We start from the raw sequence: 17,555 nt of genomic DNA on the forward strand, positions 1-17,555 counted from the left end.
TCGGCCGCCGATGCAGGGTTCGACGTAGGGTTCGTTATCCACCCTCAATCTCATCCGGCCTCCCCCCAAGGCCGGACCTCCTCCCACGTTACGTCAGACGTAACGCCCGTAACGTCGCCACCCGATGCTACGTAACAATCCTTCACTATTACCGTGCCCGTTTCATCGGCCGCCCGGTGTTCCCGGTTAAAAATTCTTTTAAATTCAACGCTTCCCCGCCGTCCACGCCATTGCCGCCTGCCCGCACCGCCTCACAGCCCTCCCCCTGGCCCGGAAGTTGCAGCACAGCACCCCGCAAACACTCCTTTACGGACATGCGAGGGCCACCATGGATTGCAAATACCTGTACATCGACAACATAAAAATCAACTTCGTCCGCCGCACGATCGAAATCGACAACAAGGTCGTTGACGTGACCCCGCGCGAATTCGACGTCGTCGAATTCCTGCTCGACAACATGAACAAGGTCGTGCCGCGGCAGGCAATCCAGGAAGCCGTGTGGGGCCGCGAGCTCGGCGTGTCGTCGCGCACGCTCGACACCCATATCTCGCGGATCCGTTCGAAGCTGCAGCTCGAACACGACAAGAACCTGCGCATCATCCCGATCTACGCGGTCGGTTATCGCCTCGTGCTGTTCGGTGCGGCGATGACGCACGTCGAGCGCCACGACGCGGCGCCGATCGTGCGCGCGGCGCCGCAGCCGGCGATGGCCGCCGACTACGCGTAACGCTGCACCCGCGCGCCGCCCGTTCGCGGCGCGCCGGCAACGCCTCCCCACCGCGCTGCGCGGATTCGCAGCCCTTCGCGGCCGGTCAGCCGGATGCGGCCTGCCCGCCGTCCGGCCCCGTCAGCCAGTCACGCCCCGACCGCCGCCTCCGCGCGGCGGTTGCCTTTGACCGCCAGCCGTCGCGCCGCCCGCTTCATCGCACGCCGCCGCCCGCTTCATCGCACGCCGCCGCACGCCGTCGCACTTCGTCGCGCTTCGTAGCGCCCCGCTCCCGTCGTCTGCGCACGACGGTCGCGACTACGGATTCCGGCGCGGCACGCGGCCATCGCCGTCCCTACAATCGACGCAGCAGCCGCGCGCCCCTCGGCGCCGCCGGCACCAGAACAACCCGTCGAACCGACGCCGAATCCGCCCCGATCCCGCCGTGCCTGCGCTGTTCCTGACGAATGCCGACGCCGGCGACGCCGCGAACCGGGCCATGCCCGCCGCTTCCCCGCCGCCCGCCGCCGCGCCGGCCGCGGTCGCGCTCGACGCGTCGCCCTACCTGCCGCGCCTGTCCGCCGCCGCCGCGCGCGGGCTGTCGCATGCGTACTGCGCGACGGGCGCCGTCCCGGTCACGCTCGGCGAGCACGCGTACGAGGTACGCTGGCGCGTCGACGCCGAGCCGGCCGCCGATGCGCACGCGTACCGCTTCGTCGTCGGCCCGGCCACCGGCACGCTGTGGATCGACCCGATCGCGGAAACCGAATGGCTCGGCGATGCGGCCGACCCGGCGGTCCCGGCCGTGATCCGCGCGGCGCTGCTCGCCGATCTCGCCGCGCCGCTCGCGGCCGTGCTGCAGGCGGCGACGCGGCAGCGCGTGGAATTGCTGCCGCCGCCCGACGGCGCGCCGGCCTGGCGCGCCTCGCCGGCCGCGCTGCGGTTCGAGCTGCGGCGCGCCGACGCCGCGTGGCGCTGCCACGGCGCGCTGCTGTTCGACGCGCCGGATGCGCTGGCCGTGTTCTTCGCGGCCGCGCCGGCCGCGCTCGCCGACGCGCGCGCGGCCTACGCGAGCCTGCCCGTGCCGCTCGTGTTCGAGATCGGCCGCACCGAGCTGACGACGGCCGAACTGGCCGACGTCGTCGGCGGCGACATCATCGCGATCGAGCGCTGGCAGGCGCACGAGCAGAACCTGCTGTGCGTCGCGCGGCTGCCCGCCGCGCCGGCGTGGGAGATCACCGGACGGCCGTCGGGCAACCGGCTGACCGTCGAACGAATCAGGGAGATGCCTTTGGAACCGACCCGCACCGACTCCGCGCCGCCGACGACGCACGACGCGCCGCCCGCCGACGCCCCGCGCTCGCTCGACGGCCTCGCGGTCGACCTGCGCTTCGAGCTGCCGCCCACGTCGATGCCGCTCGGCGAACTGAGCGCGCTGCAGCCGGGCGCCGTGATCGAGCTGCAGCAGGGCATCAACCAGAGCGTGATCCATCTCGTCGCGAACGGGATGCTGATCGGCACCGGTCATCTGATCGCGGTCGGCCAGAAGCTCGGCGTACGCGTCGTCACGCTGACGCAACCCGCGCCGCGCGAGCGCTGAACGATGGGCAACCTGCCGAATCCGGTCGCGCTGATCGCGGTGATCGCCGCGCTCGGCATCGCGCCGTTCGCGGCGCTGATGGTGACGAGCTACACGAAGCTGGTGGTCGTGCTCGGCCTGCTGCGCTCCGCGCTCGGGATCCAGCAGGTGCCGCCGAACCTGGTGCTGAACGGCATCGCGCTGATCCTGTCGCTGTTCATCATGGCGCCCGTCGGGATGTCGATCCGCGACGCGCTGCAGGCGCGCCATTTCGATGCATCGGGACAGTTGTCGACCTCGGACATCGGCGCGCTCGCCGATGCCGCGCTGCCGCCGATCAAGGATTTCCTCGTCTCGCATACGCGCCAGCGCGATCGCGAATTCTTCGTGCGCACCGCGACGTCGGTCTGGCCGAAGAACCGCGCGGACGGCATCAAGGACGACGACCTGCTCGTGCTGGTGCCGAGCTTCACGCTCGCCGAGCTGACGAAGGCATTCCAGATCGGCTTCGTGATCTACATCGTGTTCATCGTCGTCGATCTGCTGGTCGCGAACATCCTGCTGGCGCTCGGGATGCAGATGATCTCGCCGACGACGATCTCCGTGCCGTTCAAGCTGCTCCTGTTCGTCGCCCTCGACGGCTGGTCGCTGCTCGTGCACGGGCTCGTGCTGTCGTATCGGGTCGCCGGAGCCGGATGATGCGCGCACGCGCCCTGCGAACCGCCGCCGCGTGCGTGTGCGCACTGATCGCGCTCGCGTGCGGGCCGCACGGCGTCGCGCAGGCAGCCGGCGCCGCCGCCGGTTTCGCGCAACTGGCGCGCGCGTGCGCGCCGAACGTCGACCCCGATACGCTCGCCGCGCTCGTGCGCACCGAGTCGGGCTTCAATCCGTATGCGATCGGCGTGGTCGGCGGGCATCTGGCGCGCCAGCCCGCCTCGCTCGACGAGGCGCGCGCGACCGCGCGCGAACTGTCGTCGCGCGGCTTCAGCTACAGCGTCGGTCTCGCGCAGGTGAACGAACGCAATTTCGCGAAATACGGGCTCGATGAAGCGACGATGTTCGAGCCGTGCCGCAACCTGCGGGCCGGCGGCGCGATCCTGACCGAATGCTTCGCGCGCTCGTCGGGCACCGGCCGCGCGACGCAGGCCGCGTTGCGCGCGGCGCTGTCGTGCTATTACAGCGGCAACTTCACGACCGGCTTCTCGAGCGGCTACGTGAGCCGCGTCGTCGCGAGCGCGCATCGCAACGCGCACGAAGGCGGCATCGAGCCGATCCCGGTCGTGCGCGACGTGCCGCCGCCGGCGCGGCAGCGACGCATGGACGCGGCCGCGACCACGCCGCCCGATCGCGCGCGCAGGCTGCCGTTGCCGGCCGCCTCCGCCGACGCACCGTCGTGCCATGCGCGCCCGGTCGTGATGATGTGCCGCGGCTTGCCGGCGAGCCAGGCGAAGCGGCTGTGCGTGCGGTGTCTCGATCAGTGATCGCATGATCGCGGGCGGCGCCGGGCACGCGCGCCCGCGCCGCTTTCAGGGGTCCGAACGACGTCGCGCGGCCTGGCTTCCGCCCGCCGCGCGCATCTCGTAGCCCGCGCGACGCCGGGGCGCCGGCCGCTTCCCGCCGCTACGAAACAGCGGCGTTCCCGTCGCCGGGTGGGTCCGTACACTCGAACGATCACGTCGCGGCGTGCAGGACGCCGCGCGTGCCGCGCATCGCGCGGCTCAACGGAGACGAGCATGCTGTTGATCGACGGACTGGGACTGGGTGTCAACTGGCAGCGCTTCCTGTCGGAAACGCTGAATCCGGTCGTTGCACCGCCGCCCCCGCCCCCGCCGCCGCCGAAGAAGGACGACCCGGCCGCCGGGCCCGCGAACCCGACCGCCGCTCCGCCGATTCCCGTCACCGCGTCGCTGGCCACCGATCCGTCGAAGCCGACCAATGCCGAGATCCAGTCCGCGACGTCGCTGATCCAGAGCATGGCCGCGCAATATACGGCGCCGCCGCCCGAGATCACGGTCGAGAACGACAAGACGCGCGCGGTGCAGAAAGCGATCCAGGACGCGCAGACGAAGTACGACAACGCGTCGCAGACGCTGCAAGGCGCGCAGAACGTGCTGCATCTGGTCAACCGCGATCCCGAGTCGACGGCCGACGACCGCAAGACCGCCCAGGCCGACTACGCGAAGGCGCGCACGACGGCCGACACCGCGCAGCGCGAGCTGAACGTGACGACCGACGCCGGCTACATGATCCTGTACGGCGAACAGGCGAACGCCGACATGCCGGCCGGGATGAAGATCGACGATTCCGGCAAGGTGACCGACCCCGGCGACGCGCAGCACGCGGCCGACCAGCAGTTCAAGGCGCTGCTGGACGCCTTCCCCGATCATGCGAACGATCCGAACTGGGTGCCGCAACCGGGCGACTGCAAGAACCCGCTGCAGATCCGGCTCTACGACAATTGGCAGACCGCGAGCGCGAAGGCGGCCGTCGGTGCGTCGAAATACTTCGCGGACGTCGCGAATTCCAATCTCGCGTATACGCAGTTCCAGTCGTACCTCGCCGATCCGGACTACAAGGCCGCGCTCGATGCGGGCGTCGGGCGGCTGAACGACGCGCTGCAGCCGCTGGAGCTGAAGGTCACGATGCCCGATGCGCCCGCTTCGCAGGATGCCGCGCAGCAGGCCGTCACGTCCGCCGCGAAGGATGCGAACTATGCGAACGCCGCGTACGGCGCGGCCAATGACAGCCTGGCGCTCACGAACGCGCAGCAGCGCTACGATTCGGCCAGCGGCAAGGAAGGACCGACGGTGGTCGTCCCGAACGAAGTGTCGGACGCGAAGACCGCGCTCGCCCGCGCGCAGACGGCGGCGAACACGAGCGGCGGCTATCTGCAGATGCTGTCCGCGCAGCGGCAGGTCGACACGCTGCAGGCCGACTATACGAAGAAGCAGGACGCATCCAGCGCGTGGCACAAGGCCAATCCGCACGCGATGATCAAGGATCCGCAGGTCGATCTGGACCTCGGCGATGCGTATGCGAAGCTCGATCAGGCGAAGCAGCAGGCGAGCATCGCGCACGACGGATTCGTCGTCGCGTACGGCGCGACGCTCGCGCAGCAGTACGACGATCAGGCCTCGCGGATCAAGGCGCAGGTGAACGCGCAATCGATCTTCACGAAACCGGGGCTTCAGCCGCCGCTGCTGACGCCGTCGCTGTCGACCGCGAACGGCCTGCCGAGCCTGCCCGCATCGTCGTTGTCGACGGCGACGTCGGCCGCTCCCACCGGCACGCCGACGCTGCCGAGCGCGTCGCCGCTGGCCTCGCCGACGTTGCCCGGGTCCAATGGCGCATCGTCGCTGCCCGCGTCGCCGCTGCTCGACAGCCCGTTCCTGCTGCCGCAGTCGTCGGGGCCGTCCGCCGCTCAGGCCGGCCCGACGATGCTCGACGTGAAACGCATGCAGACCGTCGCGGGCGCGATCCGCGCGGCCGACAGCCGGATGTCGGATTCGGTCAACGAGCGCGCGACCCAGCTCGCGCTGTCGCAGGCGCGCATCAAGCAGACGCAGGCGAAGAGTACGCTCGAGTCGGTGCAGAAGAAGTACGACGACTGGGCCGCCGCGAATCCGCCGCCGATGCGCTTTCGCACCGTCGCGGGCGACGACCTGATCCCGGCGCCGTCGGCGCCGCGTCCGAACCTGTATCAGGACGAGCTCGACAAGGCGAAGGCAGCCGTCACGCAGGCCGACAACGCGGTGCAGCGCCTGCAACTGCTGAGCGAGACGTCGCACCAGCAGGTGCTGATGGACAGGTTCGACGCCGGCCTCGACGAACGGCTGCGCTATGCGGCGCCCGGTTCGGACGCCGAGAACGACTACAAGAAGGCGCTGCACGATTTCTACGAAGCGCATCGCGGCGAGTTGTCGAACTCGCTGCTCGACGCGGCCAGCGCGAGCACGAACAACGGCGGCACGATCGCGTTCGGCAAGCTGACCGACAACGAGCAGCGCAACCTGATCGGCGTCGCGCTCGGCATGCAGCCGGACGTCCAGAACGGCGCGGCATCGGGCGATGGTTCGGATCCCGTATCGCCGACGAAGGACGACGTCGCGCGCTACACCGACAAGGACAAGCTGAAGACGATCAACAGCGTGCGCGACAAGCTGCTGTCGATCGGCGGGGGCGCGACGACGCAGGTCAGCGTGTTGCCGATGGTCTACGCCGCCAAGGATGCCGGCATGACCACCAGCGCGCTGTTCAAGGTCAGCGGCAAGGACGGCACGCAGTACGTCGACGAGACGGCGAGCAACTACGACGACATCAACGATTACATCGACAACAACGAGCTGTCGACGGACGGCACGGTCGACATCGCGACCGGCCACAACGCGGACGGCACGCTGCAGCTCGTGTCGAAGGCCGCGCATCACGAAAGCGGCTTCGACAGTTTCCTGAACACGCTGACGAGCACGGGCCTGAACATCGGCATGATGGTCGGCGGGATGGCGCTCGAAGGTCTCGGCACGCTGCTCGACGGCACCGGCATCGGCGCGATCGTCGGCGTGCCGCTGAACATCCTCGGTGCGGGGATGATGTACACGGCGATCGGCGCGACGATGACGAGCGCCGGCCTCGATCTGGCCAATCGCGCCGACCACGGGCGCAGTCTCAATCCGTTTACCGACCCGGGCGCGCGGGCCGACTTCATCAACCTCGTGCCGATGGGCGTGGCGGGCGCCGCGAAGCTGGCCGGCAGCAAGCTGTTCACGCGCGCGGTCACGGCGCTCACGCGCACGCCGAAGGTCGCGTCGGTGCTCGCCACCGGCGCGCGGACCACCGCGGTCGTGACGGGCGTGGGCGGCGCGGTCGAGGCGTTCGGCGAAGCGGGCTACGACTATTTCGTCACCGGCGACAAGAAGGCCGCCGGCGAGCAGCTCAAGTCCGGGATCACCAACGTCGCGTTGATGGCCGCAGGCGGCCTCAAGGAACGCGCGGTGACGTCGGTGCGCGCGCGCACCGGCCGGCCGGTGCCGATCCGCGGGACAGACGGCAAGACCGTCACCGTCGACAGCCGGACGATCGGCCGGATTCTCAACAGCGGCGACGCGTCGTCGCTCGCGGCCGGCCGCACGCGCGTGACGCTCGACGGCGAAGCCGTCAAGGTGTCGCCGGACGGCACGCTGCGCGTGGGCGACAAGGTGCTGACCTACGACAACACGCCGATTCGCGTGCTCGACCGCGCATCCGGGAAGCGCCTGCCGCCGGGCAAATCAGTGGTGCTCGGCGAGGACGGCACGCTGTCCGTCGTCTCGGTGTCGCCGAAGGCATGGACCAATGGCACGCGCGTCGACGACGTGACCGGCACCGGCGAGCGCATGTCGTTCGGCCCCGAGGGCGAGATGAGCGTGACGCCGAAGATCGTCGCGAAGACGCCGCTCGACGTGCTGCAACACGTGCTCGACCAGGCCGGCGACGCCTATCGGCAGACGGTCGCCGGCGCGCAGGCGCCGCGTCGCCTCGCGCAGACGGCGGCCGAAGGCGAAGCCGCGAGCGTGTCCGCCGACGCGCGCAGGACGCGCCGCACCAGCGAGGAACACGCCCGCGTGCAGCAGCAGCGCGACGAAACCGATGCCGAACGCAGCACGACCGCGAGCACCAACCGGCGTAGCGCCGACACGCAATCGATGCGCTGGCGGCCCGTCGCGGCCGACGAGCCGGCCGGCCCGGGCACGCGCGCGAAGCCGGACGGCGCGCCGCCGCGCGTCAACGCGAAGGTCGTCGACCTGACGGACGACGCGCCCGTCACGCGCGCGGCGACGTCCGATCCGGCCGGCATCGCCGTGCCGCGCGGGCCGAGCGCCGAGCCGATGGAAGTCGGCGATCGCACGGTCTACGTGGTGCGCAGCGGCGCGACACCCGACGCGCCGGGCGCGCGGCCGTCGTCGCCGCGCCCGCAGGATCTCGAGGAACCGGTGATCGTCGTCGCCGGCGAACACGACGCGGCGCTCGCGCCCGAGCTCGCGAACCGCTGGCAGAAGCCCGTCTATGCGGCCGCGCCCGACGCGTTCGGTGCGGACGGCCAGCTGCGCGCAGGCGCGCGCGTGCTGCGCTTCGATCCGGCGCCGGAGGCGGTCGCGGCCCATGAAGCCGGCCTGCCGGCCGGCATCGCGCCCGACGAAGCGCCGCCGGCTGCGCCCCGCACGCCTGCCGACGACACGGTGATCGTGCTGGCCGGCAAGCGCGGCCCGAACGAACCGGCGATGCCGCGCACGGCTGCGCCGCCCGAGCCGGTCAACGCGCTCGATGGCGTGTTCAGCGCGCCGAACCGCGTGCTCGTGCTCGTCAAGCCGGAACGCCCCGGCGCACCCGAGCGGACGGCGGAACGCGAAACCGCCGCGGCCGACCGCGGCACACGCGCGCCCGACGACGCAAACGGCCAGGCCGCCCGTGCGCCGACGGGCGGCGAACGTCGCACCGCGGCGAACGACGACATCGGCCTCGCCGCCGCCCACCCGGAAACGACCGAGACCGCCCCGCCCGACCCCGGCGCCTCGAAGCCGGGCTGGATCACGCGGATGCAGATGCGCTTCGGCGGCGCGGCGCTGCCCGAAGCCGCGCAGGCGCTCGCGATGCAGTCGGGCACGCTCGCCACGCAACTGCGCATGCTGCAGGACGCCGGCTGGCGCGTGACGCTCGGCAAGCGCGGCGGCGGCAGCCGCATCGACCCGCGCAAGCGCCGCGTGACGATCGACGGCGCGCTCCAGCATCCGGGCAGCATCACGTATACGCTCGCGCACGAAGCGCGCCACGCGGTCGAGGCGATGGCCGGCGTGCTGAACCTCGACTACGGCAACCGCAGCCGCTTCACGCGCAAGGCGCTCGAAGCCGAGGCGCGCGCGCAGATCAACGCGTTCGAGGCGCGCTACGAAATCGAGCTCGCGGGCGGCGGCGACATTGCCGCGCACGTGCGCCTGCCGGACGCGATCGAGCGCGAAGGCGCCGCATGGCGCGCACCGTCGCACGACTATGCGGGCACGGTCGGACGCCTCGTCGACGCATTCGCCGATGCGCCCGTGTCGGGCCGCGACGGCGAGACCTACCGCGATTTCTACGACGACGTATGGTCGCGCCAGAAGCGCCGCGGCGGCATCCCGCGCCGGATGCCCGCGCCGCAGACGCACGAGACCGGCGGCGCGCCGCACGGCGTGCGCAGCTTCGACGAACGCGTGGCATGGAGCCGCGCGCATGCCGAATATGCGTCGCCGTTCGGCGACGGGCCCGTGCCCTCGGCGGCCGACCTGCAGGCGGCGCGCAGCCGCCACTTCACGATGCTGCAGGACGAAGGCGTGCTGATGCTGCACGCCGACACGTTGCCGAACGGCACGCTGCTCGCGGGCGGGCGGCCGGCCGGCGTGCATGAATACGCGCTCGACCAGGCGCCGTCGTTCCTGGTCAAGGATGGCTATTCGATCGTGCTGTCCGCGAAGCACGGCGGCGAGGCGGCTGCCGCCGGGCTCGCGAATCTGTGGCAGCGGCCGGTGTATGCGCCGCCCCCGCACGCGGTCGGCGAACGCGCGGCGCTGCTCGACACCGGCGTGTTCCGCCGCTACGACCCGGCGCCCGCGGCACCGCACGATCTCGGGGAACTGGCGGCCGACGCCGAAGGCGTGCACCTCGAAAGCGATCCGGCGGTGCGGATCGACGCCGAGCGCCACGTCGGCGAGCTGCTCGGCTCGGGCGCCGAAAAAACCGTGTTCGCGCTCGGCCACGATGCCGCGCTCGCGGTGTACGACAACGGCCCGCATACGTCGGAAGCCCGTCAGATCGAGGCCGCGATCGACGAGAGCATCGCACTCGACGATCTCGCCTCGTACGGGCTGAAGACCGTGACGATGGACGGTCCGTTCTCCGCACTGAACCGCGTCGCCGTGCTGTACCGGCCGCTCGGCGTGTTCCACAGCTTCGGCTTCGAGACGGGTGCGCTGCCGCGCGTGGTGTCGCGCGCGGCGCTCGAGCACATCCGGCAGATTCGCGAAGTCGTCGAACGCACGGGCATCGGCTTCGACCTGCAAGGCCTCTTCACGCGCGGCGGCGATTTCCTGCTGAGCGACCCCGGTGCGATCGGCATGGGCGCGGGCGAGCATTTCACCACGCTGCAGCGGCTCGCGGTGATCGAGCGCGCGCTGACGCAAGGCCTCGAGCGCGGCAACGTCGAACTCGCGCATCCGCGGCTCGCCGAAACGCCGCCGCCCGATGCGTTCGTGCAGAAGCCGTCGGTCATCACGCGCGTGCGGATGCGCTTCGGCGGCGCCCCGCTGCCGAAGGAAGCGTACCGGCTGATCGACGCATCGAGCCTGCTGTCGCAACAGCTTCGGCTCGGCGCCGACGCAGGCTGGAAAGTCGTGCGCGGCAAGCCCGGCGGCGGCAGCAAGATCGACACGCGACGGCGGCGCGTCACGATCGACGGTGGTCTGCAGTCGACCGGATCGATGGTCTACGTGCTCGCGCACGAAGCCCGTCATGCGCTCGAGGCCGCGACCGGCACGCTCGGGCTCGACTACGGCTCGACGCAGCGCTACGTGCGCAGTGCGCTGCTCGCCGAGGCGCGCGCGCAGGTCAATGCCTTCGCGGTGCGCGACGAGATCCGCGCGAACCTCGGCATCGACATCGGCCGCCACGTCGCGCTGCCCGACGCGATCGCCAACGAATACGGCCGCGCGCGGGCCGGCGATGCCGCCTCGCTCGCGCGCCTCGCCGACGCGTTCGAGCACAGCCCGACGTCGCTCGACGGCGGCATCACCTACGGCGAGCTGTATCGGCGCCACGCACAGGCCGCGCAGCGCACCGGCGTCACGATGCCGGCGCCGCGCGAGACGGCCGCGACGCTCGCCGAAGAAACGGCATGGTCGCGCGCCCGTCCGGTAAAGGCATCGCCGTTCGACGGCAAGCCGGTCGCCGGCGTCGACGCGCTGACGCTGGACCGCTCGGGCCCGCTGTCCTACGACCGCGACGGCCGCATCGTGATCGTGCACGGCGTCACCGATGCGCAAGGCCGTCTCGTCGATCCGGACGGACGGCCGTACACGCCGGTCGAGGTCACGCTCGCGCACCGCTCGGTGCTCGGCCTGCCCGGCTCGTCGGTGATTCTGTCGGCACGCAACGGCCGCGACGCCGCCGCCTGGCTCGCGAACGTCTGGCAGCGCCCCGTCTACGCACCGCCGACGATCGCGGTCGGGCTCGGCGCCGAGGCGCGGCTCAGCCATACCAACGCGTGGCTGCGCTACGATCCGGCGCCCCACCAGCGCCCGGACCTGGGCGCGCTCGACGTCGACGGCAACGGCGTCCACGTGAGCGGCGACCCGGCCGCACGCGTGACGGTCGAGCGCTTCACCGGCGCGGCAACCGGCGCCGGCATCGAGAAGACCGTGTTCGAACTGGGCCGCCGCAATGCGATCGGCCTCTACGAGGGCACGGACAATCGCGCGATTCTCGGCCACATCGAATCGATCCGGCTCGAACAGGAAGGCCTCGCGGCGCTGCGCGCGCACGGGCTGCGCACGCTCACGGTCGGCGGCCCGTTCGCGGCATTCGATCGCGTGGCCGTGATGTACGCGCCGTTCGCATCGCTGAGCAGCCACGACGTGATGGCCGGCATGCTGCCGTCGCGCGTCACCCGCGACGCCTTCGCGCAGCTCGACCGCGCGCGCGACATCACCGCGCGGCACCGTCTGTACTACGACTTCGAAGGCGTGTTCGACGCGCGCGGCGACTTCTACCTGAGCGACCCGTCGACGGTCATGACCGATGCGCCGAAGCTGAACGTGGAAGGCATCGTCCGCGAGATCGGCACGCTGCGCGTGATGCTCGAGGACGGCATCGCGCGCGGCGCGATCGAGCTCGCGCATCCCGGCATCACCGAGCACTTGCCGCCCGACGCGTTCGTGCAGAAGCCGTCCGTCATCACGCGCATCCGGATGCGGTTCGGCGGCGCGCCGCTACCCAAGGCCGCCCATGCGCTGGTCGACCGCTCGAGCCTGTTGCGCCAGCAGGTCGCGCTGGCCGGCGAGGCCGGCTGGAAAATCGTGGTGGGCCGGCCCGGGCGCGGCAGCCGGATCGATACCGCGAAGCAGCGGATCGTGCTCGACGGGCAGTTCCACGGCGCCGGCACGCTCGTCTACACGCTCGCGCACGAAGCGCAGCACGCGGTCGAGACGATCACGCGCCGCCTCGCGCTCGACCGCTCGTCGCCGGAGGCGCTGACCGACAGCGCGTTGATGGCCGAAGCGCGTGCGCAGGCGAACGCGTTCGCGGTGCGCCGCGAAATCCTCGACGATGGCGGCATCGACATCGCCAGGGACGCCCGCCTGCCCGATGCGATCGCACGCGAAGCCGACCACGTGATGCCCGGCGACGAAGCCGGGCTGCGCCGGCTCGCGGCCGCCTTCGGCGACGTCGCGCCGTCCGTGCCGGGCCACGCGACCTATCGCGCGTACTACGCGAGCCAGGCCGACGCGATGCACGCACTCGGCGTGCCGCGCGAGATGCCGGCGCCCGCGCCGCAGCCGGCGTCGAATGCGCCAGTGCCCGCGGCGACGGCGGACGCCGCGCGCCGCCAGCATGCGCTCGATCACCTCGCCTCGCACGGCAAGCGCGACCTGATCCGCATCGACGGTTCGCAACTCGCGTCGCTCGAGCAGATGAAGGACGCGTTCGGCAAGAATGCGCACGTGCTGATCGCCGAGCATGAAGCGCGGCCGGACGCGTCGATCGACGCACGCCATGCGCAACCGAAGTTCGTTGCCAGCATGCGCACCGACGAGAACGGTACGTTCGTCGACAAGACGTCCGCCGATCCGGCCGTGCCGATCCCGGACGCGGTCTATCGCGCGCTGAAGGACAACGGCGGCGCGGAACGGGTGAATGTCGATTTCTACGTGTCGCCCGTGTCGCTCGCGGAATTGCGCGAGTACGGCGGCGCCGCGCGGATCACCGCGCGCAGCGACGGCCGCACCTGGGAAGCCGAACAGGCGGCCGCGACGCCCGACGCGGACGTCGTCACGACGCTGAACTCGCTTGCCGACGCGCCGCGCTTTCGCCGGCCGAAGCAGGCGGCGAAAGCGGCCGGCGACGGCGCGACGCTTTACGCGATCGACAAGGAAACCGGCAAGGTGCTCGGCTACGCGACGCGCAACGCCGCGCACGACTGGACTTATCACGAGTCGACCTCGCTCGGCGACGCGACGATCGCGCCGCGCGATCTCGGCGCCGCGTTCCGCCGACGCGCGCGCAACCTGTCCGGCGGCCGTCGCGGCGTGCGCTTCGTCGTGACGGACGTCACGCACGACACGGTCGAGCGCTACGGCGGCTTCGCGCCGGCGGAAATGCGCAAGGCGCTCGGCGACGAGAAGCCGCCGATGCAGAAACTCGGCACGCGCGTGCAGCGCGGCCTCGCGAAAGCCGACCCCGGCGTGCGCCGCAAGATCGCCGAGATCGAAGGCACCGACAGTCCGTTCCTGCCGCCGAAGCTCGTCCCGGACAGCGAGCAGCTCGCGATCGACTTCAGCGGCGCGAACACGCTGCACCTGATGCGCGCGCTGGAGCTGAAGGCGCTGCGCGGCGATCACTACGTGTACGTGTATGAAACCGATCATCCGGTTGCCGAATCGCTGCATACGCGCCGCGGCATCATCGCGATTCACGACGGCAACGCGCTCTGGTACGACAACGCCGAACAATTGCGCGACCACCCGGACGCGGGCCGCCCGCTCGACGAGATGCCGCTCGGGCGCGGCCCGTTCGGCGCGAACCAGCACTTCCTGCTGTCGACACTCGCGCCCGAGGCGTTCGATCCGCGCGCGACCGCCACGCAGAAAGCCGCGCTCGCGCAACGACTCACGCAGCTGCTCGACGAGAAGTCGTATTTCGATGCGCTGCCGCAGAAGTTCGACCTCGCGACGCGCTGGATCCGCACGCAGATCGCCGGCCAGATCGACCGCGTGAAAGCCGCCCAGGCCGACCTCGCCGCGGCCCAGCAAGCCGCGCAGCCGGCGGGCGGCGGCCCCACGGGCCCCGCCGGCCGGGTGCGCAATGCGCTGCGCGGCAAGCGCGGCCGGCGCAACCGCCGCGCCGCGAATGCGGCAAACGCATCGAACGCGCCGGCCGCGCCGAAGCCGCCGAAAACGCCGGCGGCCAAGCCGCTGACGCTGCGGCCATACCAGCCGAGCCTGGGTTCGAGCACGGTCGCGGAATGGGTGATGCGTTACGGCGCCGCCAAGGTGGCCGACTGGTTCCCGACGATCGACCGCGTGAAGGCGGTCACCGCACGCAAGAACCAGCCCGATGCCGGCGGCCTCGCCCTGACCGACGAACCGCAGACGATCCTGGCCGACGCACCGATGCTGAAGGCGCTCGGCATCCCCATCGGTCTCGCGCGCGAGGTGTCGAGCATGCCGTCGCGCGGGCTGGTCGCCGATCCCGGCGGCGATCACAACCGCTTCGTGAAGTGGATGCAGGCGTACGCCACGCGCCACAGCGCGGCACGCATGATCGACAAGCGCGCGATCCAGGCGTTCGTGCGCGCGCCGGCCGAGATCCAGGACCGCGTCGCGCCGATGGCGCGTGCGTTCAACCTGCGCGACGATCCCGCGCTCGCGGTGCGCTACGTCGAGCAATATGGCGGCGCGATGCCGGTCGTGTCGATTCCGGTCGATCCGCACACGCTCGCGGCCGCGCGCGGCGGCAAGCACGATCCGGCGTTCATCCGGCGCGCCCGCCAGTTCGGGTCCCCGATCGGCGCGCGCTACAACGAGGCCGACGCGACGATCACGCGCGAGGCGCCGGACGGCACCACGCGCACGCTCGAGCTCGACGACATCGCGCATCTGCACAAATGGCTCACCGCGGCGTCGCGCCACGGCTTCCAGCTTCGTCTCGAAGCCGCGTCGGGCCGCCCGCTCGTCTCCGCGGACGACCGCCGCACGATCGCCGGCACCAACGACAGCTATGCCGAATACACGCGGCTGATGACGTCGTTCGAGACGTGGTCGCACGATCACGCCGGCGAACCCGCGCCGAACGTGATGCTGAGCTTTCACGGGTGGGACGCCGTGCTCGAGCCGGTACCGGGCGCCGGTCACGTCGAGCTGCTCGATGCGCTGCTCGACCGCAAGGCGATCGACTGGCTGCATGTCGGGCTGTCGTACGGCACGCACGGCGCCGACTTCATCGCGAACCAGGACCTGACGCGGGCGCTGGCGGAACGGATCGTCGACTATTACCAGACCGACCGCCACGGCAAGTTCGCGCGGCTGCACGGCGCCGATGCGCTCACGCGCGTCTTCGAACCGGTGAGCCCCGAGGCGTTCGCGAACCAGCAGCAGGTGCTGTTCGCGGAGATCGCGCGCATCGGCAAGTCGAAAGGACTGTCCGACGACGCGCTCGCGACGCTGCGCGGCGAACTGTACGAACGCAACACGACCGCGCTCGTCAACCAGGCGCGCAAGGCGACGATCGAGCATGCGATGACGCAGTGGGCGTCGGCCGATCATCCGCCCGCCACGCGCACCGAAAAACTCGCCCGCCGCTTCGGCGAACGCTGGCTCGCGGAAGCCGGCGGCCGCGCGCCGGCACGCGGCACCGTCGTGTCGACCGCCGATCCCGCCGGGCCGCTGCCCGACAGTCGCGCGTACTGGCAGTCGGTCGTCGAGCGCGAAGCGCTGAAGAACGATCCGTCGAAACCCATCAGCGTCGGCCGGCAGATCGCGGCGAACCCGAAACAGGCCAAGATGATCGAGGAACTGCAGGCGCTCGCGCAGATCAACGCGCTGCGCGTGCATCGGCCGTCGTTCCGCAAGGCGGAGCTGTGGAAGTCGATCGGTTTCAGCTCGCTCGTCACCGGTGCGGGCGCGCTCGTGATCGCCGATACGCTCGGCGCGACGCACGTGCTGCGGCAGGACATGCTGGGCAGCGCGACGTCGTCGTTCCTGCTGGGCTCGCGTCTTGGTCGCGTGTTCCAGGTCATGCACCAGGGTGCGGTGCGCAGCCTGCAGGCCGGCGATCCGAAGGCCGCGCAGGCGGTGCTCACGCGGCTCGAAGTGACGCTGTCGCGGCAGCTGCGGTCGGGCGCGCACGATTACGGCCAGAACCGCCGCGCGCAGCTCGAGCAGATCTCGAACGAAGCGCGGACGCTGGCCGCGCAGTATGTCGAGCTGAACCGTGTCGGGCTGATGAGTTTCGACGACGCGACCACCCACATCAAGGCGCTCGCCGCGGACGTGCTCGCGCAGATGCAGGGCACGGTCGGCGGCACGTCGCTGCAGCAGCTCCATACCGGCAACCCGCGTCACCTGTTCGGGATCGCGGGCCGCGCGGGCGCCGCGATCACGTCGACCGCGACGCTCGCGGTCGGCATCAGCGGCGTGGTGCACGCACATGGGGCGTTCGATCTCGCCTACGGCTCGGCCGCCATCGCGAGCGGTGCGTTCGGCGCCACGTATGCGGGCCTCGTCTACACGATCGGCGCGCACCGCGTGAATGCCGACAAGCGCAGCCGCATCGTGCGCTTCACCGATTCGGCGAGCGACTTCATGGCCGTCGCGTATGGCGGCCTCGGCACCGGCGTGCAGTGGAGCGGCGGCCATTACGACCTCGCGATCGCGACCGGCGTGTCCACCGCGCTGCTGCTCGGCGGGCGTCTGAACACGCATTTCCCGAACGCGACGCCGCTGATCAAGAAGATCCCGACGGCCGTCGTGCTGATTCCCGTCGGCGCGTTCGCGTACAAGCTGATCGAAGGTCTGTTGACGACGTTCTTCGGCTCGGGGTCCGGTTCGTCGAATCAGTCGAATTCGAATTCGTCGCAATCGAATCTCGCGCCCGGTGCGTCGCCGAGCGCGTCGGCAAGCCCTTCGGCGAGCGCCGCGCCAAGCGCTTCGGCGAGCGCATCGCCCAGTGCGTCGCCTGCCGCGCCGGCTTCTCCGTCGCCCAGCGCCACGCCGTCGACCGCGCAACCGTCCGCGTCGACGCAGCCCTACATCGTCGTCGCCGGCGATTCGCTGTGGGTCATCGCCGACCAGCATCGCCAGTCGCTGCTCGACGCCGCGCACGTGTCGCGCGCCGATCAGCAGGCGATGACGCGCGGCGAGCAGGATACGCGCGCGTTCAACGAGATCCTGCAGCTCAATCCGTCGGTGTCACGCGATCCGAACCGCCTGTCGGTCGGCACGCCGCTGATCGTGGGCTGATCCCGGCGCGCGGCGCGCGTGGCGCCGCGCA

Annotated in this window: 5 protein-coding genes; all 5 read left to right on the forward strand. The window is 71.1% G+C overall.

Annotated features, from left to right (window positions below):
• Positions 1 to 328 precede the first annotated feature (328 nt).
• The 5 genes from CFB49_RS24745 to CFB49_RS24765 all read left to right on the forward strand — a co-directional run bounded on the left by CFB49_RS24745 (position 329) and on the right by CFB49_RS24765 (position 17,524).
• Positions 329 to 727, forward strand: a complete 399-nt coding sequence (locus tag CFB49_RS24745) for a winged helix-turn-helix domain-containing protein (RefSeq protein ID WP_069619381.1) — start codon at positions 329 to 331, stop codon at positions 725 to 727.
• Between the two features lie 424 nt (positions 728 to 1,151).
• Positions 1,152 to 2,306 carry a type III secretion system cytoplasmic ring protein SctQ gene (gene sctQ / locus CFB49_RS24750; protein WP_089492573.1) on the forward strand — a complete coding sequence of 385 codons (1,155 nt, stop codon included), beginning with the start codon at positions 1,152 to 1,154 and terminating at the stop codon, positions 2,304 to 2,306.
• 3 nt (positions 2,307 to 2,309) lie between these two features.
• Positions 2,310 to 2,984, forward strand: coding sequence for a type III secretion system export apparatus subunit SctR (gene sctR, locus CFB49_RS24755; protein ID WP_006480865.1), 675 nt, complete (start codon positions 2,310 to 2,312; stop codon positions 2,982 to 2,984).
• Entirely contained in the window at positions 2,984 to 3,766 is a 783-nt protein-coding gene (locus CFB49_RS24760) for a lytic transglycosylase domain-containing protein (RefSeq protein ID WP_089492839.1), read from the forward strand. The genes sctR and CFB49_RS24760 overlap by 1 nt, the downstream gene beginning before the upstream one ends.
• Positions 3,767 to 4,018: 252 nt before the next feature.
• Positions 4,019 to 17,524: an LWXIA domain-containing protein gene (locus CFB49_RS24765; RefSeq protein ID WP_089492574.1), complete on the forward strand. Its 13,506-nt coding sequence runs from the start codon at positions 4,019 to 4,021 to the stop codon at positions 17,522 to 17,524.
• The last annotated feature ends 31 nt before the right edge of the window (positions 17,525 to 17,555 follow it).

The organism is Burkholderia sp. AU17457 (genome assembly GCF_002223255.1).
GTDB classification, from domain to species: domain Bacteria; phylum Pseudomonadota; class Gammaproteobacteria; order Burkholderiales; family Burkholderiaceae; genus Burkholderia; species Burkholderia sola.